Source organism: Solirubrobacter ginsenosidimutans (assembly GCF_027587205.1).
The window spans coordinates 1-20310 of the sequence record NZ_JAPDOD010000082.1; the positions used below are offsets into that span (position 1 = coordinate 1).

Below are 20310 nucleotides of genomic sequence, written 5' to 3' on the forward strand. Positions count from 1 at the left end.
TTGGCCTCCGACTTCGAGCGCACCGGCGCCGCGCACCGCGGCCGCGACGTCGCTCGCGGCCGGCGCGCCTCGCACTCCCGCGCCGGTTCCGCGGACCAGCAAGCCCGCGGCGACGAGCGCGTCACGCGCCGGGCCGAGCTCGCCGACGCCGACCCCGGCCACCGCGGCGACGACGTGTGGCGCGGCGGTGTCGCCGACCACGGCCAGCGCCTCGAGGATCCGGCGGTCGCGCGGCGAGAGCTCGGCCACCCGCCGCCGGACCACGCCGGTCATCGGCGGGCCGTCGAAGCTCGAGGAGCAGATGGCGCTCGGGCCGTGCTCGGCGAGCAGCCGCCCGAGCTCGCCGAGCAGCCACGGGTTGCCGGCGACGACCCGCCGGCAGTCCGCGGCGATGTCGTCCGGCGTGCCGGGGGCGAGCCGCTCGATCAGCGCGCAGGCGCCCGCGTCGGTCAGCGGCTGCGGGTGCAGCACGGTCGCCGAACGGGCCGCGCCGAGCAGGCTCAGGAGATCCGCCGCCGCATCCGGGTCGTCGCCGCGGGCGGCGACGACGAGCAGGAGCGGCACGTCCTCGCTGCGCCCCGCGAGGTAGGCCAGAACCTCCAGCGAGCGCCGGTCGGCCCAGTGGGCGTCGTCGACGAACAGCGCCAGCGGGCGGCGCTCGGCGAGCGCGGAGCAGAGCCAGAGCACGCTGTGGGCGACGAGCGTCGTCGAGTCCGCGCCCGGCGTCGTCCCTTCCAGCAGCAGCTCGCCGGCGGTCGCCGCGACGCCGTCGAGCGCACGCGCGCGTTCCGCGGCGGGTGCGGCGCGGAGCGGGCCCTCGAGCAGCGTGCGGATGACCCCGAAGGAGAAGTGGCGCTCCAGCGGCCCCGGCGTGGCTCGGCGGACACGCTGTCCGGAACGCGCGGCGAGCTCGGCCGCCTGATCCAGGAGCGCCGTCTTGCCCAGCCCCGCGGGAGCGTCCAGCACGATGACCGCGCTGCGCCCGGCGGCGAGCCCGGCCACGCCGCCGGCCAGCACGTCGAGCTCGTGCGCCCGCTCGATCAGCGGCGCCGGCGCGCCCGGCGCGCCGACGACCTTCAGCAGCACGGTCACCAGCGCGGAGCGTAGGTGGGGGCGTAGGGGTCCAGGCGGCGCGCGACCGCGTGCAGCGCGAGCGCGGCGGCGCGGCGCGGCTTGCGGGGGCGCAGCGGACGCGGCTCGGGCGACGGTGCGTTCAGCCGTCGCTCCGTGGCCTCGGCGGCCAGGAACATGGCGATGGTGTTGCTCTGCACGGGGAGCCTTTCACGGGGCGGGAGCGGTTGAAGCCCGGATGACGAGCTCCGTGGGGAGGAGGACCGACGCCTCGGCGCCGGGGTCGAGCAAGAGACGGACGGCCTCGCTGCCCTTGCGGGCGTGGGGCTGGCGGACGGTGGTGAGCCCGGGGGAGGCGGCGGGGATGTCGTCGAAGCCGGCGACGGAGAGCTCGGCGGGGACGGCGATCCCGCGCTCGGCGGCGGCGTCGATCACGCCCAGCGCGAGCTCGTCGGCGAGCGCGATGATGGCGGTCGGGCGGTTCGGGCGATCGAGCAACGCGGCCGCGGCCTGCCGCCCGCTCGCGCGGTCCTTGCCCGGCCCGCTCGCGACCGGGACCTGGCTCCAGTCGATGCCCACCGCCTGCAGCCCGTCCCGCCAGCCGGTGAGCCGGGCGATGTCGACGTGGCGATAGGCCGCGGCGAGCGCGGCCGGCCCGGTGCTCCCGGCGGAGTCGTTCGGGAGGACGATCGCCACCCGGCGGTGGCCGAGCGCGGTCACGTGCTCGGCGACCGACCGCGCGGCCGCCCGGTCGTCGATGTTGACCGCCCGGCGCCCTTCGGTGGGCTCGAAGTCGACGCCGACGTAGGGCAGCCGCCGCGCCAGCACGGCCTCCAGGCGCGGGTCGCCCTCGGGCACGCAGTACAGGACGAAGCCGTCGACTAGCGCGGTGTGCACGAGCGCGGCGTCGCGGCCCGCGATCCGCGGCACGAGCGAGAGGCCCATGGTCCACGATTCGCAGCCTGCGGCGACGCCGGTCAGGAACTCGATCGTCGGCGGGTCCCGGAACGCGTCGGTGAGGGCATAGTCGAGCACGAGCCCGACCGACCCGGTCCGGCCGCGCGAGAGCGTCCGCGCGATCGGGTTCGGCCCGGCGTAGCCGAGCTCCGCCGCGGCCGCCAGCACCCGCTCACGCAGCTCGCCCGACACGAGGTCGGGCCGGTTAAACGCGTTCGACACCGTCATCCGCGACACGCCGGCGGCTTCCGCGACGGTCGCGAGGGTCACAGAGGAGGAATCGTGCCGAGGTGTCATCTGTACCGGTACATGTACCGGTACAAACTGCGACTTGTCAACCCTGAAGATCCTGAGAAGGGCAAATCTCAGGGTGGTGCCGAATAGGCTCAGGGCGTGTTCTCTCTCAAGACCTTTCGTGTCGTCGCTCTGACAGAAGCGACCACTTTCCTCCTGCTCCTCATCGCGTCGGTGCTCAAGCGCACCGCGGACGCGCCGATCGGCGTGACCATCCTGGGCCCGATCCACGGACTGCTCTTCGTCGGATACGTGCTGATAGCGCTGAATCTCAAGGAGGAACAGGGCTGGACCTCCAAAGAAACCGGTTTCATCCTGCTCGCGGCCGTGTTGCCGTTCGGCGGGTATGTGGTCGATCGCTGGTTGGCGCGTCGGGAGCTTCCAGCGGTGGCATAAGCCGTTGGCCGCCGATACGTTCGGCTCTTGCCCACGGAGTGGCGAATCTCGTACCGCCATGGGCTCTGGGTCACGATCGGGGTCGGAGTCGTGCTGTCGTTCGCGCTGCTGGCGGCGGGGCTGCGCATCGATGCGAGCCGGCAGAAGGTCCGCGACGACGCCGCGCGGGTCGCCGCGTCGAGCGCGCTGCGCGCGCAGGTCGACGCCCTCGAGAGCTCGGTCCGCGACCTGGCCGGGCTCTTTGTCGCGAGCCACAACGTCGAGCCCGACGAGTTCCAGGCGTTCGTGCGGCCGATGCTCCCGCGCTCGAACGCCAACGCGCTCGTCTTCCTGCGCGACGTCACGGAGGCCGAGCGGCCCGCGTTCGAGCGCGAGCAGGGGGCGCCGATCCGCGAGCTGGCGCCCGACGGCTCGGTGCGCGTCGCCGGCCATCGCAGTCGCTACATCGTCGTCGTGCGTGCCGCGTTCGCGTCGCGCGGCATCGATCTGATCGGCATCGACGCCCTTTCCCAGCAGGGCCGGCGGGGCACGATCGAACGGGCGGAACGGGCGGGGTCGCCCACGGCCACCGGTTCGGTCGCGCTCGCCCGCAACGGCGAGCGCGGGACGATCGTCTTCACGCCGGTCATGACCGGCAGCGGTCAGCGCGGGTTCGTCGCCGGCACCTACAGCTACCGCGTGCTCTTCAATGCCCTCCGCCACGCCCTGGCGCGCGACGTCAGCTTTCGCGTCGCGAGCGGCGCCTCCGTCGTCGGCGCGGTCGGCCACGTGCCGCGCGACGCCGAGCGCGCACACCTGTCCTTCGGGGGCCAGGCGTTCGACGTGTCGGTCGCGGCCCCGCCTGAGGGCGGCTTGCGCTTCGGGCCGCTCGGGTTCGCCGTCGGCCTGCTGCTCACGACGCTGGCGCTGATCCTCCAGAACGCGATGCGCTCGCGGCGACGCCTGGCGATCCGCGATGCCCGCCTTACGGAAGCATTCGAAGCGTCACCCGTCGGCCAGGGGCTCGCGTTCCGCGACGGGCACTTCGCGCGGGTGAATCCCGCCCTGTGCGCGGTCACCGGTCTCGACCGCGACGAGCTCTGCCGGCGCTCGGCGGTCGACCTCGTCCACCCGGCGGACCGCGACCGCGCACAGGAGCTGGTCGAACGCGCCCTGAACGAACCCGCGACCGCGGTCGGCGGCGAGGTGCGGCTGCTGGCCGCGGACGGGGTGACGCGCTGGGCACAGATGCACTTCACCCGCCTCGACGACGAGGAGCTCGGAAGCCCGCTGCTCACCCAGGTCATCGACGTCTCCGAGCGGCGCGGGCTCGAGGTCGAGTTGCGCCATCAGGCCGAGCACGACGCGCTGACCGAGTTGCTCAACCGCCGCGGGTTCCAGCGCCGGCTGGGCGCGCTGCTCGATCACGGGTCGCCCGGCGCCGTGATGCTGATCGACCTCGATCACTTCAAGGCGATCAACGACACGCTCGGCCACCACGTGGGCGACCAGGTCATCCACGCCGCCGGCGCCGCGCTGCGGCACTCACTGCGCGCGGAGGACATCGTGGCGCGCATCGGCGGCGACGAGTTCGCGGTCCTGCTGCCCGGCGCCGACCGCGAACGGGCCGAAGCGACCGCCGAGCGCCTCGTGCACGCGGTCGCCACCGAGGCGCGGGTCGAGGACATGGGCGGTGGCCACGGCGTCAGCGCGAGCGTCGGCGTGGCGATGCTCGAAGGCCAGTTCGCCACGGCCGACGACGCGCTGATGGCCGCCGACCTCGCGATGTACGACGCCAAGCACGCGGGTCGCCGGCGCACGGCGTTCTACGAGGACGGAGAGGCGTCCTCGACCCGCTCGCGGCTGCAGTGGGTGGATCGGATCCGCAGCGCGCTGGCCGAGGAGCGCCTGACGCTGCACGCGCAGCCGATCGTCGATCTCGAGTCCGGCCACGTCCACCACGAGATCCTGCTGCGCATGCTCGACACCGACGGCGAGCTGATCGCCCCCGGCTCCTTCCTGCCGATCGCCGAGCAGTTCGGGCTGATGGGCGAGATCGATCGCTGGGTCGTGACCCGCGCGATCGCCCAGATCGCTCAGCACCCCGAGCGCGACCTCGTGTTCGAGATCAACCTCTCCGGCAGCTCGCTCGGCTCACCCGAGCTGCTCGACGCGATCCGCACCGCGCTGGCGGTCGGCAACGTCGACCCGTCGCGGGTCATCTTCGAGATCACCGAAACCGCCGCCGTGACGAACTTCGAGCAGGCCGACGCGTTCGCGCGGGAGCTCTCCGGCCTCGGCTGCCGCTTCGCGCTGGACGACTTCGGCGTCGGCTTCGGCTCCTTCGCCTACGTCAAGCACCTGCCGTTCGACTACCTCAAGATCGACGGCGAGTTCGTCCGCCACAGCGCCACCAGCCCCTCGGACCGGGTGATCCTCGAGTCGTTGATCCACGCCGCGCGCGGGCTCGGCAAGCGCACGATCGCCGAGTACGTCGAGGACGCGGAGACCGTCGCGCTGCTGCGCGAACTGGGCGTCGACATGGTCCAGGGCTTCCACACCGGCGGCCCGCGCGACCTCGACGAAGTGATCGCCGAGGCGCCCCGCCTGGTCTAGAGGGACGCACGTTGGGGGAGGGGGAGTGGCTCGCCCTTCGTTGCTGGCTGCCGTCGTCCGTCTTGCGGCTCGGCTCTGTTGGCTCGGGTTGCCGTGTCGGGATACCGACAGTTACGGGCCACGGAGAAGGAAAGTGTGTCCCGCGCACGCCTTGCCCCAGTCGCCATGGTGGACTATGCGCGTTCGATGGACCAACCTCGGTTTTCGATCAGGTTCGCACTGTTCGAGTTGGCGCGTTGGTGGGGGTGCCGCACAAATGCTGCCTCAGAGGCAACGTTTGTTCGTCACCCCCTCGCCGCGGATGGTCGTTTGCCCCGACGGGTGATCGGCCAGCGTGAGAACGCACCTTCTATCTCCGTGGCCCGTATCCGGCCGTGGAGACCTACACGACGCCTCGAGGGTCCCGGCGAGGTCGCCACTGCCGTGGAGGTCGCCGCGAGCGTCAGGTCGGCCGTGCCGCCCTCGAGGCCACCGCGGTCGATGCAGGCGTCGTCCGTGGACGTCGCACGCGCGTCGGGGTCCAGTTGGCGGCGGCGTCCTACGCGCCGCTCTGGTAACCCGCCCAGCTGATGGTGCACCGGCCTTCGTCCACGCGGTCGCGCCGATGCACACGCCCACCGACGCCGGCAGCCATCGCGGCTTGCACCTACTCGTCGTCCTGACCCTTGCCTCTGTCGTCCTTCGTGACGGCAGCGAGCCTATCCGGAGTGCGCCGCGTTCTCTACGTCGTCTTGCCGATCGCCTGCAGCGCGGTCGGGAGGATCGTCAGCTCGGGGATGAACGCGCGCGGCGGGAGGTCGACGGCGAACACGCACGCCGCCGCGACGTCCTCCGCGTGCAGCATCTGGTCGCGCTGCTCACGCGTGGGCGGCTCGGGGCGGTTCTCGAGGATCTCGGTGTCGACGACACCCGGGAGGATCACCGTGAAGCGCACGTCGCCACCTGACTCGAAGCCCGCGCCGTGACTGAGCTTGATCGCGCCCGCCTTGGCCGCCTGGTACGCAGGGCCGGAGCGGTCGGTGTAGGCGCCGGAGACCGAGGAGACGATCACGACCGTCCCGCGCGCCGCCTTGAGCCTGGGCAGGAACGAGTGGATCGCGTAGAACGGCCCGCTGAGGTTCGTGGCCAGCATGCGGTCCCACGCGTCCGGCGTGAGCTCGTGGAGCCGGCGCTCCTTGATGTTCGTCCCGGCCGTGACGATCAGCGCGTCGACGCAGTCGAACGGCGCGGCGAACTTCGCCACCGCGTGATGGTCGGTGATGTCGAGCGTGTGGCCGGCGATGCCGGGTTCGGAGATCTCGCGGCGGGCGGCGGCGTGGACGGTGTCGCCGGCGTCGCGGAACGCCCGCGCGGCCGCGAGGCCGATGCCGGACGACGCGCCGATGACGACGACACAGCGCTTCACGGCGCCAGGAAGACCTTGAACTCGGGGGGCGGCGGGCCGCCGGCGAGGCGGGCGAACTGCTCTGGGCCGTCATGCAGCGGGCGCACCGCGGTCAGGTCGTCGCCGAGCGACGCCTGCCCGCTGACGAGCCACTCGTGGGCCTGATCGAAGTCCGGCATCGTGTACGCGTAGGAGCCCTGGATGCGGTGCTGGCTGCGAATGACGTCGTGGAAGCCGAGCGTCGTGTCGTCGGCGGCCAGGCCGATGCAGACCATGGTCCCGCCCGGGCCTAGGAGCTCGAGCCCGAGCGCGCGCGTCGCCTGCGCGCCCACGGCGTCGAGCACGAGGTCCGGCTCGCCCGCGTCGCGCGCCTCCTCGGGCGTCCCGTAGACGGCGTGGGCGCCGAGCGCGGCCGCCCGCGCGCGCCGCTCGTCCTGCGGCTCGACGACGGCGACGTGCAGGATGCCCTCCAGCAGCGCGGCCTGGAGCGTGACGAGCCCGATCGTGCCGGCGCCGAGCACCACGGCGCTCTCGACGCCGCCGGGCGCGAGCCGCACCGCGTGCACGCCGTTGGCCAGCGGCTCCATCAGCGCGCCGACGCGGGCGGAGACGCCGTCGGGCAGCACGCGGGCGTCCACGGCGCGCACGCGCACGAAGTCGGCGAACGCGCCCGGGACGTGCACGCCCACGAGGACCCGGTCCTTGCACAGGTTCGAGAACCCCGAGCGGCACAGCCGGCACTCCCCGCACCCGGAGAGCGGGTTGACCGCCACGCGGGCGCCGTCGAGCTCGCGCGCCTCGGAACCCGCCGCGACGACCGTCCCGGCGAACTCGTGCCCCATGACGAGCGGCGGGATGCGATTGCCCATGTGCCCGAGATAGCCCTCGACCTCGGACCCGCAGATCCCGACCGCCTCGGGCCGCAGGATCAGCTCGTCGGGGCCGGGATCGCCAGGGTCCGGCGCGTCGTCGACGTGCATGGCGTTCGGGCCGTCCCAGATCAGGGCTCTCATACGACCTCCACCGTGTTCACCAGCTCGCCCAGCCCGGTGATCGCGACCCGGACCTCGTCGCCGCCGCGCAGCGTGAACTCCACCGCCGGGATCACCGACGTGCCCGTCAGCAGCACGACGCCGACCGGGAAGTCCATCGCCTTGAACAGCCACGAGACGAGCTCGTCGAGCCCGCGCTTGAGTAGCGCGACCTGCGTCGAGCCCGTGAAGACATCCTCGCCGTCGCGGGCGATCGTCAGCGAGATCTCCATCTCGGAGGCCGCCCCCGCCTCGCCCACCGGCACGATCGCCGGGCCGAGCGCGCACGAGCCGCGGTAGACCTTCGCCTGCGGGAGATAGAGCGGGTTCTCGCCCTCGATCGAGCGCGACGAGACGTCGTTGCCGATCGTGTAGCCGAGGATCTCCCCGGCGGCGGAGATCACCAGCGCCAGCTCAGGTTCCGGCACGTCCCAGCCGGAGTCCTCGCGAACGCCGATCAGCCCGCCCGGCCCGCGCACCCGCCCAGGCGCGGCCTTGAAGAACAGCTCCGGCCGCTCGGCGTCGTAGACGAGGTCGTAGAAGTCGTGCGCGCCCTTGGACTCGTCGTTGCGGGCGGTGCGGCTGGCGGAGTAGGTGACGCCCGCCGCCCAGACCTCCTGCCCCGCGACCGGGGCCAGCACGACCGACCCGGCGGGCACAGGGCCGGTCGCAACCGCATCCAAAGAACCCGCCGCCAGCAGCGCGTCCAGCGTGCCCTCGAGCAGCTCGACCGGCCCGCCGTCGAGCGGCCCGCGTGCGAGCCGCTCTCCCTCAGCCGTCCGGACGCGCCACAGGGCCATGGGCGTTAGCTTGACGGACCCACCGTGATCGTGTGTGTCGACGTGTAGAGCTCGCGCGCGGCCTTGCCCTGCTCGCGCGGCCCGAACGAGGACTGCTTCTCGCCCCCGAAGGGCGCGTGGAAGTCGACACCGGAGGTCGGCATGTTCACGCGGATCATGCCCGTTTCCAGCCCTTCGACAACCGTCAGGGCCGAATCGAGGTCACGCGTGAAGACCGACGTCACCAGGCCGAAGGGCACGCCGTTGGAGATCTCGACCGCCTGCTGCGCCGAGTTGGCCTTCAGCACGGTGACGATCGGACCGAAGACCTCCTCCTGCGCGAGCTTGGCCGTCGGGTCCTGGCCGTCGATCACCGCGGGGGAGAAGAACAGGCCAGGGCCGTCCAGCGCCTTGCCGCCGGTGACCACGCGCCCGCCGTCGGCCGCGGCGCCGTCGGCGGCGCTGACGAGCTCCTCGCGCGCGGACGGGTTGATGACCGGGCCGACGACGGTCGCCGCGTCGGCCGGATCGCCGGCCGGCAGCGCCTCGACGGCCGCGGCGAGCGCGTCCGTGAAGGCCGCCGCGTCGCCGAGCACGATCACGCGCCCGGTCGCCGTGCACTTCTGGCCCGCGTAGCCCATTGCGGCGCCGGCGATGATCTTCGCGGCCGACTCCAGGTCGGCGTCGGGCAGCACGATCGACGCGTTGAGCCCGCCCATCTCCGCCTGCGAGGCGATCCCGCGCGCGGTCGCGGCCGCGGCCACCCCGAGCCCGACGGCGGTCGAGCCCGTGAAGGAGACGACGTCGGCCAGCTCGACCACGGCCTGGCCGGCGGCGCCGGGGCCGGTGATGACGTTGAACACGCCCTCGGGGAGATGCTTGTTCAGGATCTCCTCGAGCAACAGCGCGCAGGCGATCGCGTCCGACGCCGGCTTGAGCACGACCGTGTTGCCGTACGCGAGCGCCGGAGCGGCCTTCCACAGCGGGATCGCGAACGGGAAGTTCCACGGCGTGATCAGCCCGGCGACGCCGCGCGGGCGGCGGCGGGAGAACAGCAGCGTGCGCGGGTCCGACGGCGGGGCGGCGGGATAGGTGTCCCCGTCGGGGTCCATCGCGGACTGGGCCTGGTAGCGCAGGATGCGCACGGAGCGCCCCTGCTCGCCCACGGCCTCGGTCAGCGGCTTGCCGACCTCACGGACCATGAGGTCGACCATCTCGTCCTTGGCGGCGTTGAGCGCCTCGGCGGCGGCGGACAGGGCGTCGGCGCGCGCGAGCGCGTTGCGGCCCCATTCGCGCTGCGCGGCGCGCGCGCGGGAGAAAGCGGCGGCGACGGTCTCGCGGTCGGCGGACGGTGCAGAGACCACGACCTCCGCCTGGTTCTGCGGTGAACGACTCTCGATCGTCTCGGTGCTCATGACGCGCCGGACGCTAGCGCGTTGTCCGCCGCCGCTCGGCCCACGATCGTCGGAAAGCGAACGCCCGTCTTAAGCCACCGGTGACCCATCGTCCGTTCAGGTTGTGTTCGGGTGGCGCCGCTACAGTCCCGCCGCCGTGGATGCGTTTCAGGCCATCGTCCTCGGCATCGTCCAAGGACTCACCGAGTTCCTGCCCATCTCGAGCACCGCGCACCTGCGGATCGTGCCCGCGTTCGCGGGCTGGGAGGACCCCGGATCGGCGTTCACCGCGGTCGTCCAGCTCGGGACGATGCTCGCGGTGCTGATCTACTTCCGCGACGATCTGTGGCGGATCCTGACGACGTGGTTGCGCAGCCTGCGCGATCCGTCGCTGCGCGGTGAGCTCGACGCGCGAATGGGCTGGTACATCGGCCTCGGCACGATCCCGATCGCGATCTTCGGGTTCATCTTCAAGGACCAGATCGAGAGCGGCGGCCGCGACCTGTACCTGATCGGCACCGCGCTGATCGTGATGGGCCTCGTCCTGCTCTACGCCGAGCATGTCGCCAAGCTCAACCGCGACCTGTCCGAGATCACCGGCAAGGACGCGGCCCTGATGGGCTTCGCTCAGGCGCTCGCGCTCATCCCAGGGGTGTCGCGGTCCGGTTCGACGATCACCGGAGGACTGTTCGCCGGCTTCGACCGCGAGTCCGCCGCCCGTTACTCGTTCCTGCTCTCGATCCCGGCCGTCGTGCTCTCCGGCCTGTTCGAGCTGCGCAAGATCGGCGACCCCGGCGGCGCGGGCCTCGCGCCCACGGTGATCGCCACGGTCCTCGCCTTCATCGTCGGCTACGCGTCGATCGCCTGGATGCTGCGCTGGCTGACCTCGCACTCGACGCTGGTGTTCGTGATCTACCGCGTCGGATTGGGCGCGCTGGTGCTGGTTCTCACCGCCGCGGGAGCCATCTCGTAGAATTTTGGTCAGATGACCATCCGTGAGCGCGTGCGCCTGCCTCCGTCGGTCTTCCGCCTGCCGGTGGAGAAGATCCGCGAGGGCTACTACTCGGATGCCTACTTCAATCTGACCAAGCAGTTGCTGGAAGCCGACGGGCACCACCCGCGGGTGCTGATGCAGGTCTTCCAGCGCAAGGAGTCGCTGCTGGGCGGGGTGGACGAGGCGATCGCCGTGCTCAAGCAGGGCGCCGGCCACTACGAGGGCGACGTCTGGATCAACGGCTGGGAGCACCTCGAGGTCAAGGCGCTGCACGAGGGCGACGAGATCGCCCCGTGGGAGACCGTCATGACGATCGAGGGCGACTACTCGGACTTCGCCCACCTCGAGACGGTCTACCTCGGCGTGATGGCGCGGCGCACGCTGATCATGCGCAACGTGCGCGAGGTGGTCGACGCCGCCCGCGGCAAGCCGATCCTCTACTTCCCCGCCCGCCACGACCACTGGCTCGTGCAGACCGGCGACGGCTGGTCGGCGCACATCGGCGGCACGATCGGCGTCTCGACCGACGCGCAGGCGTCCTGGTGGGGCGGCCGCGGGATCGGCACCGTCCCGCACGGCCTGATCGCGGCCTACGGCGGGGACACCGCGCTCGCCGCGCGCAAGTTCGCCGACCGCTTCGGGCGCGACATGAACGTCACGGTGCTCGTCGACTTCGACAACGACTCGGTGCGTACCGCGCTCGAGGTGGCGGAGGCGCTGGGCGACGACCTGTGGGGCGTGCGGCTGGACACCTCCGACAAGGTGGCCGACGAGTCGCTGCGCCGCCTGCACGGCGACGGGGCACCCACGGGCGTGGCGGCCGAGCTGGTTGAGCTGATGCGTTCCGAGCTCGACAAGGCCGGCTACCCGGACGTCCACATCGTCGTCTCCGGCGGCTTCACCGCCGAGCGCATCCGCGCGTTCGAGGAGGCGGGCGTGCCGGTGGACTCCTACGGCGTCGGCTCGTCGCTCATCCGCGGCTCCAACGACTTCACCGCCGACGTCGTGATCAACGACGGCGTCCCGTGCGCGAAGGTCGGGCGCGAGTACCACCCGAACCCGCGCCTGGACCTCGTCAAGTAACGAGCGGGACGAAGCGCACGCGCTCGAGGCCCTTGCGCTCGAGCCCGCGCGGGGTGCGGTGGACCAGCCACAGGCGCTGATCGCCGGTCTGCACGGGCACGACGAGCCGGCCGCCGAAGCCGAGCTGCTTCTGCAGCTCCTCCGGGATGTCGTCCCCGGCCGCCGCGGCGACGTTGATGGCGTCGAACGGCGCGCACTCGGGCAAGCCGCGGGCGCCGTCGCCGATCACCAGCGTGACGTTGCGGACGCCCGCCTCGCGGAGGTTGCGCTGCGCCTGCTCCGACAGCGCGCGGTGGCGCTCGACCGACCAGACGTGCGAGCCGAGGTGGCCGAGCAGCGCGGCGTGATAGCCCGAACCGGTGCCGACGTCGAGGATCCGCTCCCCGCCGCGCAGCTGCAGCACCTCGAGCATCCGCGCGACGATCAGCGGCTGGGAGATCGTCTGGCCCGCGCCGATCGGGAGCGGGACGTTGTCCCACGCCTCCTTCGCCAGCTCGGCCGGCACGAAGCGCTCGCGCGGAACCGTGTGCATCGCCTCCAGCACCCGCTCATCGGTGATGTGCGGGCGGAGCTGATCGATCAGCCGATCGGGGCCGAACCGCCTCACGCGAGCACGCCGCCGGCGGAGCGGACTTCCGCCAGCGCCCGCTCGGAGTCACCCGCCTCGATCTCCACACCGCGGACGGCACCTGGGTCGACCGTGACGCCGTAGCCCGCCCGCAGCGCGTCCAGCGCGGTGTTCTTGACGCAGTAGTCCGTCGCCAGCCCGGCCACGGTCACGTCGGTGACGCCGCGCTCGCGCAGGATCTCGTCCAGGTCGGTGCCCGCGAAGCCGCTGTAGCCGTCGGTCGCCACGTCCTGGCCCTTGTCGACGATCACGTCGATCCGGGTCTGGTCGAGGGCCGGGTGAAGCTGAGCGCCCAGCGTGCCGGCGACGCAGTGCACCGGCCAGGGGCCGCCGTTGACCTTGAACGACGAATGGTCGGCCGGGTGCCAGTCGCGGGTGGCGATGACCAGGTCGAAGTCACCCGAGGCGGCGAGCTCGTTGAGCTTGGCGGCGATGCTGTCACCGTCCGGAACGGCCAGTTCGCCGCCCGGTGTGAAGTCGTTCTGGAAGTCGACGATTATGAGCGCTCTGGACACGAGGCCAGGAACGTAGCTGAGAGATCGGCCTCACCGTGTCCAAGTTCGACCGCTTTGCCCATCCGATCGCGGATCAGCGCCGGGAGCGGGAGGTCCAAGCCGGCCGCGGCGGCGGCCTCGGCCACGAGTCCGGCGTCCTTGGCGGCCAGCGCGAGCGGGAAGCTGGGGTCGAACGAACGGTCGATCATCGCGTTGCCCTTGAGCTTCGCGTACGGCGTGTCCATCAGCCCGCCCTCGATGATCTCCAGGAACTGCCGGGGGTCGATGTCGAGGCCCTCGGCGAGCGCGATCGTCTCCGAGAGCCCTTCGACGAGCGCGAGCACCCACGTGTTGAGCACCAGCTTCATGCGGGTGCCGGTGCCGACCTCGTCACCGAGGTCCACCACACGCGCCGAGACCGGCCCGAAGACGTCGCCGAGCCGCTCGCGCCCGGGCCCGCTGGCGAGCACGGTCAGCTTGCCCTGCTCGGCGGGCTGCTTCGTGCCGAGCACCGGCCCGTCGACGAAGCCGCCGCCGAGCCGCTCGATCCATTCCAGCCCGATCGTGCTCGCCTGCCACCACAGCTGGTCCGCGCCGAGCGTGATGCCCTCCATCACCGAGGCGACCGTGGGGCCGTCGGAGAGCATCGTGACGACGACGTCGGCACCGGCGACCGCCTCGGCCGGGGACGCGGCGACGGTCGCGCCGAGGCCCTCGGCCTTCGCGCGGGTCCGGTTGTAGGCGCGGACCTCATGGCCCGCGCCCGCGAGGTGGCGCGCCATCGGCGCGCCCATGATCCCGGTGCCGAGGACGGCGACGGTGCTCAAAAGCGCAGCACCGCGCCGATGCCGCCGAGCGGGACGAGATCGTCGTGATGGCGGACGACGAGCGCCGTCGCGGACTGCTCGATCGCCTTCTCGATCGCGGGCTCCACGATGTTCTCGACCGGCTCGCCGCCATCGGCCGTGTCGGGCAGCAGCAGCCCGGCCCCGAAGTCCACCCGCCCCGAGGCCCTGAAGTTCTCCGCGATCAGCAGCGTCTCCACCCGCGCCTGATTGAGCGCGTCGAGCACCTCGGCGATCCCGGCCGCGCCGCGCCCGCCGGTGCCGACGCCCTGGGCCAGGCGGTCCAGCGCCTCGCGCTCGCACTTGCTGGTGTGCTCGATGATCAGCGGCTTGGCCGCCGCGCAGACGTCATCCAGCGACGCGTTCTCGATGTCGACGACGATCCGCCCGGCGATCCGCTCGCGCAGGTACGGGTGCAGCGTGCCCTTGAACTCGGCCAGCAGATCGTCCGGCGCGCCGATCAGGATGCGATCGAGCCCGCGCTTCTTGTAGACGTCGAACGCGAGCTGGGCCGCGTTGGCAAGGTGGTCCTTGACCTCCTGCTCGGCCGAGCGGTCGAACTTCGACGGCGACCAGCCCTGCTTCTGGTACTCGGAGTGGACGTCGTCGACGAAGCGATCGGTCTCCTCCAGCGCGTCGCCGGGGCCGACGAACAGGCGCGCGGCCCGCCGGTTGCTGACGAGCACGAGCCAGCGCTCGTCGGTGCCGTGCAGCACGAGCGGCTCGACGAACGCGGTGCGGTCGAGCACGACCTTGTTCGTCACCGGACGGCGCAGACGGACGACCTCGAGCAGGTCGACGGGTCCGCAGGCGTACACCGCCACCGCGCGCGTGCCGTTGGCGGCGACGTCGGAGAGGAGCACCTCGCGGACGCGCTCCACGTCGTCCCGGAGCGCGGCACGCTCGTCCGAGGTCAACCCTTCGTTTGCCTCGACCTTCTGTGCCGCCGCCGTCATCACCGACGTGACGGCGGATGATCGCGCGCTGGGCGTCGCGAACTCGGTCGGGTCCAGATTCAGGAACACGGACAGCACGCGCCCCTGGTCAGGGTGCACGGCGGCGAGTGCCCGAAGGCGGGCCTGCGTGATCGGTTCGGCCATTGGTGGCGCCTACCCCACGTGTGCGGCGGCCGAACCGCGAGGCGTGAGCACACGCACGCGCGTCTCGTGACCGCCGGTCGTCTGCTTCGCCTCAGGCGGTACGCCGAGGCCTTGCCGCAGCACGAAGAAGGATGAGTCGCAGCGGCGTTCAGGGCGTGCCATCAGTTGGTCACCAGAACTCTCGAGCGCCGGACGCGCATCTTCATGCCGTTAACGACCATACCTCGCGAGCGGCGTCGGTGCGCGCTCCGGTCACAGCACCGGCCCATTGCGGCTCTTTGTGTCCGACGCAGGTCACAAAGACCGCGAGTCGGCCGTAAGGAGACCGATGGAGGACTGGTCCGACGAACAGCTGCTGGCGGCGACGCCTGATACGCCCGCGGCGTTCGCGGTCTTCTATCGGCGCCACGAGGCGGCGGTGCTCGGGTACTTCATGCGCCGCGCGGGCAACGCCGAGGTGGCCGCCGACCTCGCGGCCGAGACGTTCGCGGCCGCGCTGCTGGGCGCGCGCCGCTACCGGTCCGATCGCGGCGAGGGCCTCGCGTGGCTCTACGGGATCGCCCGGCACCGGCTGATGCGCTCGATCGAGCAGGGTCACGTGGAGGATCGCGCGCGGCGCAAGCTCGCGCTCCCGCGGCTGGCGATCGACGACGAGGTCGCGGAGCGGATCGAGCGCCTCGGTGCCGAGGAGCGCGCGCTGGAGCTGCTCGAGTCGCTCCCGCCCGACCAGGCCGACGCGGTCCGGGCGCGGGTGCTCGAGCAACGTTCCTACAAGGACATCGCCGCTTCGATCCGGGTGTCTGAGGCGGTCGTGCGCAAGCGCGTCAGCCGCGGGCTCCTGACGCTGCGCGGCATGGCGAAGGGCCGCTCATGAGTACGTTCCCGGCGCTTGAAGCCGCGCTCGACGAGGCCGCGCACCGCCACTACGGGCGGCGCCGGCGGCCGCGTTGGCGCGCCATGGTCTTGCCCGCCGCCGCGATCGGGTGCGTGCTGGGCGCGCTCGTGGTCTTGCCGAGCCCTACCGCCGGGCCCGTAGAGGAGCGGCCGGCGGCGCCGCCGGTCCCGGAGACGACACTCGCGCTCTCGCGCGCGCTCACCCAGGCGCCCGCCATCCCGGAGTTCACGGGCCGCGAACCGGTGATCGCGCACGCCGACCTCCCGGCGGTCGCGGACGGCTTCGAGGACCAGACGCCCTATCCGCCGCTGGAGCGCGACCCGTTCGACTGGCTCTCGACGGCCCCGGGCCCGACGAACATGGCGAGCGTCAACTTCGCCAAGGACGTCCAGGGCCTCGTCGAGTTCCGGGCGGCGTGCATCTGGCTGCGCTACTGGCTGGCGGTCCCGGAAGGCAGGCAGGCCGCCGCGGCGGTGCTCGCCGACGCGCCGTCGTGGCCATCGCTTCGCGACTCGCCCGGGAACTGGGCCGACGTCCCCGCTCAGCTCGCGGCGGGCGACCTCGCCGCGCTCGACGCCCAGAACCGCGCGGACTGCTCACCCTGGAGGGTCCGCCAGGGAGGCTAGGTGCGGCCCGGCCAGGTGAGCTTGCGCCCGTGGAGGTCGGCGAGCACGTAGCCCGGGTCGTGGCCCTCGGTGAAGTACATCGAGAGGCTCGGTTTCCCCTCCCCCGGGGTCGACGGCAGGCTGATCAGGACGTACTGCACGTCGCCGAGGTCCTTGACGCGCAGCAGCTTGCTCGCCGAGCGGATCATCCGCGCGGGCGCTTCGGGATCGACGGCCTCCCAGCTGACCGACGCCGTGGGAGCGCCGCTCTTGGCCCGCAGGTCGCGGCTGGTCAGTTGCGCGTCGTAGCCGTAGTCGAGCTCGAGTTCCCGGCCGCCGGCGTCGAGCGTGAATGAGACGCGGTCAGGCCGGATGTCGAAGTCCTTCACGCGGGCGTCCGCCGGCGCCTCCTTGCGCGCCGCCGCGATCACCTTGGCGAGGTTCTCGGTCTGCAGCAGGGAGTCCGGCGAGGCGCCGATCGGCTCGGGGTTCGGCTCGCCCGGGAGGCGCAGGCCGCCGCCGTCGAGGTTGGCGGTGTAGGAGTCGGGCTCGCCGCCGTCCATGTCGACCGACCACTCGCGGGTGTTGCCCTGGAGCGTCAGGCGCTCGACCAGCGAGCGGCTCTGGCGCTGCGAGCCGCGGACGATCTTGTCGATCGCGCCGGCCTCCAGACGTGAGACGGGGAGCAGTGCCGCCGGCCTCGCCGTCTCACCGACGCTTGACTGCGAGCGCCCCGACGCATCGACCTCGACGCGGACTTCGCGGTCGCCGACGCGGGCCGTGGCGCTCGCCTCGGAGCGCTCGAGGGTCATGTAGGCGATTCGGCCGTCGGGGCCGAGCTCGCGCTTGAGCGCCGCGATGACGAGCGCGAAGTTCTTCGACTCGTAGAGATCGCCACCGCCGGGGGAGGTCGTGGCGGCGTCGCCGTACCCGAAGTCGTTCGTGCGGTCGTCCGGCCCGACCGCCTGCACCGCCGCGTAGGCGCCGTAGGAGCCACCGAAGGCCGCGATCGCCGCGACCAGCATCGCCAGGAGCCGCAGCATCACAGCTCCGCCAGGATCTGGGTGCGGCGTTCCTTGTAGGCCGCCTCGTCGAGCAACCCGGAAGCGCGCAGCTGCTCGAGCTGCTTCAGCCGTGTCGCGATGTCCTGCGCGTTCGCGGTCGTGGTCGCGGCCGGCTTGGGCGCCGGCGTCTGCCACGCGATCGGCCCTTCGACGACCGGTGCCGTCGCGGGCTTGATCTTTCTCGCGGGGACGATGCCGATGGCGGGCACCGCGAAGAGCAGGAGCGGGACGACCACGGCCGCGACGATCTCAAGGCCCGGCCGAGTGTCGTCGGAGTGCAGATCGACGAACCCGAGCACGACGCCGGCGAGCACGGCGACGATCAGCGCCGCGATGAACCGCCCAACGCCGCCGAGCACCGTGACCCCGCCCCGGCTCGACCGCACGGAGGCGACCCCCGCGCCGATCAGCGCGGCGAACGTGCCGAGGATCATCAACAGGATCATCGGGCCCATCCCGCTCGGGCACGCCGGCCCGTATGACAAGCCGTTGGAACTGGATCCGCAGCTCCCGGTGGTGATCGCCTGGGCGATCCCGTAGACGAGGAACGTCAGCCCGCCGGCGAACACGACGAACCCGACGGCGATGCGCGGAAGGGTCCTCATGGGCGACGGAACAGCCCGCGCCGCCGCTTCGGCACGACGCTCGGCCGGTCGGGCTCGAGGATCTCCGTGATCCTCGCTTCGTCGAGCAGGTCGAAGAGCCGGTCGAGGCCGTCGTCGAGCTTGACCTGCATCTCGTCCTTGTGCAGCGGCCACACCGCCAGGAGGTCGATCTCGCGCCCGTCGTGGACGATCTGCTCCGCGCCCTCCTCGTTGGGCAGGACCATCGGAGCGATCAGGGCGCCGCACAGCTTCGTGTTGCGGGCGTACGGGGAGGGCGGGTCGCCGTGGGGAACGGTGTCGCCCAGCCCGATCGAGGTCCCGAACTCGTGCGGCAGGCGCGCGAGCTCCTTCAGCAGCCGGTACGGCCAGTAGCCCTCGTCCGTCTGGAATGCGGGATCGTCCATCGTCGGCCAGCTGGGCGGCAGGATGAGCATGAGCTCGGCGTATTTGCCGTTCGCCATCGGGCGTTCGCTCATGCCCGAGGTCACGACGGTGATGGCCGGCCGCTCCTTGGTGGGCACCACCACGTGAAGGTCGATGTGCGCGTGCGGCGACACGATCTCGTGGAACACCGTCGGCACCGGCCCGAAGTGGTGCTCGATGTGATCGCTGATCGCATTGATCAGCGCCTGGTCGCCGCTGACCAGCTCCGCCGGCTCCTGCTGCGTGTGGCGCAGCATGCGCACACCGGACTTCGAACGTTCCGTGCTCATCGGTCCCATCCCTAGTTGCGTTTGAAGGCGACGATCGCGTCGTCGTCGGAGCCTGCTGCGTAGACGTTGCGGCCGTCGGGTGAGACGACGACGTCGAAGGCGAAGCCGAGGCCGTCGGCGGCCCGGCATTGGAAGTTGTCGCCGATGCAGCTCGAGGCGCCGCCGAGCTGGTTCAGCACGCCGTCCGCGCCGCGCTTGAACGCCGCGACGGCGCTGTTCTGCGGGCCGGCGACGTAGACGTTCTTGCCGTCGGGCGAGACGGTGACCGAGACCGTGCCGGAGATCCCCCGCGCGACCGCGCAGTCGTCGCGGGCGCCGGTGGCGACGCAGCCCGCGCTGCCCGCGTCCTGCGTCAGGCGGCCGGTGGCGGGATCGACGTTGAGGACCGCCACGGAGTGGGTGCGGAAGGCGGAGACGTAGACGTTGCGCCCGTCGGGGCTCAGCGTCAGCTGGACGGCGGAGCCGAGCCCGTGGCCGTGGTCACACCCGCCGAAGCCCTTCTGGCTGATGCACCCGAGCTGGGTCAGCGTGCCCGTCGCCGGGTCGCGGGCGAACTCGGCGACGGCCTGGCCGCCGGTCGACGCGACCGAGTAGACGAAGCGACCGTCGCCGCTGACGACGACGCTGACGGCGCTGTGCAGCCCGAGGCCGGTGGCGCAGCCGTCCCCGCCCTGGTGGCGGACGCAGCCGGCGGGACCATCGAGTTGGTGCAGCGCGCCGTCGGCCCCGCGGGAGAGCACGAGCAGCGCGTTGCCGTTGGCGGAGGTCGCGTAGGCGAACCGGCCGTCCGGGCTGAGGGCGATGCCGCTGAGCCCGGCCATCGCGCGCCCGGGCGCGCACCGGTCACGCCCATCTGCACTGACGCAGCCGGCCAGGCCCGCGAGCTGCTTCACGGCGCCGGTCTTCCCGTCGCGGGCGAACGCCGCGATCGCGCCGCCGCGCTCGTCGTCGTCACCCGAGTAGGGCGCCGCGACGTACACGTTCGCTCCGTCGGCGCTGACGGTCACATCGATCGCGCCGGTCAGCCCGTGACCCTTCGCGCACGGCCCGCGGCCCTTCTCGCTCACGCACCCGCGCTGCTTGAGCGCGCCCGTGGACGGGTTGCGCGCGAACGTCGTCAGCGCGGAGTCCTTCCCGAGATAGGACGAGACGGCGTACAGGAAGCGCCCGTCGGGGCTGAGCGCGAGCGCCTCGACGTCGTCGAGCCCGTGGCCGCGCGCGCACACCTCGAGGTGGTTGGCGACGCAGCCGGCCTTGCCGTCGAGCTGGGTCAGCGCGCCCGGCGGCGGCGCGGCAGCGGCGGGAGCGGCGAGCGCGAGGAAGGCCAGCGGGAGGGCGAGCAGACGCACCGCGCGATCCTCGTGCCTGTGCCGCAGGTGCGCA

Annotated in this window: 21 protein-coding genes; 6 read left to right on the forward strand and 15 right to left on the reverse strand. The window is 72.2% G+C overall.

All coding sequences use genetic code 11. From position 1 onward, the window contains the following. The 3 genes from OM076_RS42050 to OM076_RS42060 form a co-directional block, all read right to left on the reverse strand. On the reverse strand, positions 1-1092 hold a 1092-nt coding region (locus OM076_RS42050), incomplete at its 3' end, for an AAA family ATPase (RefSeq protein ID WP_270046200.1). Next, positions 1089-1271, reverse strand: coding sequence for a hypothetical protein (locus OM076_RS42055; protein WP_270046201.1), 183 nt, complete (start codon positions 1269-1271; stop codon positions 1089-1091). The genes OM076_RS42055 and OM076_RS42050, both read right to left, overlap by 4 nt. Positions 1272-1281: 10 nt before the next feature. Continuing rightward, positions 1282-2298: a LacI family DNA-binding transcriptional regulator gene (locus tag OM076_RS42060; RefSeq protein WP_270046202.1), complete on the reverse strand. Its 1017-nt coding sequence runs from the start codon at positions 2296-2298 to the stop codon at positions 1282-1284. 123 nt (positions 2299-2421) lie between these two features. Between OM076_RS42060 and OM076_RS42065 the strand changes: the two genes are divergently transcribed. Both OM076_RS42065 and OM076_RS42070 read left to right on the forward strand, forming a co-directional pair. After that, positions 2422-2718, forward strand: a complete 297-nt coding sequence (locus OM076_RS42065; protein WP_270046203.1) for a DUF3817 domain-containing protein — start codon at positions 2422-2424, stop codon at positions 2716-2718. Positions 2719-2745: 27 nt separating this feature from the next. Continuing rightward, positions 2746-5313 carry a bifunctional diguanylate cyclase/phosphodiesterase gene (locus OM076_RS42070; protein ID WP_270046204.1) on the forward strand — a complete coding sequence of 856 codons (2568 nt, stop codon included), beginning with the start codon at positions 2746-2748 and terminating at the stop codon, positions 5311-5313. A 721-nt stretch (positions 5314-6034) separates the two neighbouring features. Here the strand turns inward: OM076_RS42070 and OM076_RS42075 are convergent. Genes OM076_RS42075 through OM076_RS42090 form a run of 4 tightly spaced genes read right to left on the reverse strand, consistent with a single transcriptional unit; the run spans position 6035 to position 9922 of the window. Beyond that, entirely contained in the window at positions 6035-6718 is a 684-nt protein-coding gene (locus OM076_RS42075) for an SDR family oxidoreductase (RefSeq protein WP_270046205.1), read from the reverse strand. Then, on the reverse strand, positions 6715-7710 hold the full coding sequence (locus OM076_RS42080; protein ID WP_270046206.1) for an alcohol dehydrogenase catalytic domain-containing protein: 996 nt from the start codon (positions 7708-7710) through the stop codon (positions 6715-6717). Before OM076_RS42080 ends, OM076_RS42075 begins: the two co-directional genes overlap by 4 nt. Next, positions 7707-8528, reverse strand: coding sequence for a fumarylacetoacetate hydrolase family protein (locus OM076_RS42085; RefSeq protein ID WP_270046207.1), 822 nt, complete (start codon positions 8526-8528; stop codon positions 7707-7709). Before OM076_RS42085 ends, OM076_RS42080 begins: the two co-directional genes overlap by 4 nt. 5 nt (positions 8529-8533) lie before the next feature. Continuing rightward, positions 8534-9922, reverse strand: coding sequence for an aldehyde dehydrogenase family protein (locus OM076_RS42090; RefSeq protein ID WP_270046208.1), 1389 nt, complete (start codon positions 9920-9922; stop codon positions 8534-8536). Between the two features lie 136 nt (positions 9923-10058). On the opposite strand from OM076_RS42090, the gene OM076_RS42095 reads away from it, so the two are divergent. Together OM076_RS42095 and OM076_RS42100 are read left to right on the forward strand one after the other, a co-directional pair. Further along, positions 10059-10874: an undecaprenyl-diphosphate phosphatase gene (locus OM076_RS42095; protein WP_270046209.1), complete on the forward strand. Its 816-nt coding sequence runs from the start codon at positions 10059-10061 to the stop codon at positions 10872-10874. 12 nt (positions 10875-10886) lie between these two features. Beyond that, positions 10887-11978, forward strand: a complete 1092-nt coding sequence (locus OM076_RS42100; protein WP_270046210.1) for a nicotinate phosphoribosyltransferase — start codon at positions 10887-10889, stop codon at positions 11976-11978. Here OM076_RS42100 and OM076_RS42105 read toward each other — a convergent pair. From OM076_RS42105 to OM076_RS42120, 4 genes are read right to left on the reverse strand one after another with little or no spacing between them, the layout of a single operon-like run. Further along, positions 11971-12585 (reverse strand): protein-L-isoaspartate(D-aspartate) O-methyltransferase, encoded by a 615-nt coding sequence (locus OM076_RS42105; protein ID WP_270046211.1) that lies wholly within the window; start codon positions 12583-12585, stop codon positions 11971-11973. The two genes, OM076_RS42100 and OM076_RS42105, sit on opposite strands and share 8 nt — an antisense overlap. Beyond that, positions 12582-13121 carry a nicotinamidase gene (locus tag OM076_RS42110; RefSeq protein WP_270046212.1) on the reverse strand — a complete coding sequence of 180 codons (540 nt, stop codon included), beginning with the start codon at positions 13119-13121 and terminating at the stop codon, positions 12582-12584. The genes OM076_RS42105 and OM076_RS42110 overlap by 4 nt, the downstream gene beginning before the upstream one ends. Further along, the gene (locus tag OM076_RS42115) at positions 13103-13927 is read right to left on the reverse strand and encodes an NAD(P)-dependent oxidoreductase (RefSeq protein ID WP_270046213.1); all 825 of its coding nucleotides are present in this window, start codon (positions 13925-13927) and stop codon (positions 13103-13105) included. The genes OM076_RS42110 and OM076_RS42115 overlap by 19 nt, the downstream gene beginning before the upstream one ends. After that, on the reverse strand, positions 13924-15045 hold the full coding sequence (locus tag OM076_RS42120) for a baeRF10 domain-containing protein (RefSeq protein WP_270046214.1): 1122 nt from the start codon (positions 15043-15045) through the stop codon (positions 13924-13926). The genes OM076_RS42115 and OM076_RS42120 overlap by 4 nt, the downstream gene beginning before the upstream one ends. 328 nt (positions 15046-15373) lie before the next feature. On the opposite strand from OM076_RS42120, the gene OM076_RS42125 reads away from it, so the two are divergent. Continuing rightward, positions 15374-15919, forward strand: a complete 546-nt coding sequence (locus OM076_RS42125; RefSeq protein ID WP_270046215.1) for an RNA polymerase sigma factor — start codon at positions 15374-15376, stop codon at positions 15917-15919. Further along, on the forward strand, positions 15916-16566 hold the full coding sequence (locus tag OM076_RS42130) for a hypothetical protein (protein WP_270046216.1): 651 nt from the start codon (positions 15916-15918) through the stop codon (positions 16564-16566). Before OM076_RS42125 ends, OM076_RS42130 begins: the two co-directional genes overlap by 4 nt. On the opposite strand, the gene OM076_RS42135 is transcribed toward OM076_RS42130, so the two are convergent. Genes OM076_RS42135 through OM076_RS42150 form a run of 4 tightly spaced genes read right to left on the reverse strand, consistent with a single transcriptional unit; the run spans position 16563 to position 20276 of the window. After that, positions 16563-17588 carry a hypothetical protein gene (locus OM076_RS42135; protein WP_270046217.1) on the reverse strand — a complete coding sequence of 342 codons (1026 nt, stop codon included), beginning with the start codon at positions 17586-17588 and terminating at the stop codon, positions 16563-16565. The two genes, OM076_RS42130 and OM076_RS42135, sit on opposite strands and share 4 nt — an antisense overlap. Beyond that, positions 17588-18214 carry a hypothetical protein gene (locus tag OM076_RS42140; RefSeq protein WP_270046218.1) on the reverse strand — a complete coding sequence of 209 codons (627 nt, stop codon included), beginning with the start codon at positions 18212-18214 and terminating at the stop codon, positions 17588-17590. The genes OM076_RS42135 and OM076_RS42140 overlap by 1 nt, the downstream gene beginning before the upstream one ends. After that, positions 18211-18927 carry a suppressor of fused domain protein gene (locus OM076_RS42145; RefSeq protein WP_270046219.1) on the reverse strand — a complete coding sequence of 239 codons (717 nt, stop codon included), beginning with the start codon at positions 18925-18927 and terminating at the stop codon, positions 18211-18213. The genes OM076_RS42140 and OM076_RS42145 overlap by 4 nt, the downstream gene beginning before the upstream one ends. A gap of 11 nt (positions 18928-18938) precedes the next feature. Beyond that, positions 18939-20276, reverse strand: coding sequence for a lactonase family protein (locus OM076_RS42150; protein ID WP_270046220.1), 1338 nt, complete (start codon positions 20274-20276; stop codon positions 18939-18941). Positions 20277-20310: the final 34 nt, after the last annotated feature.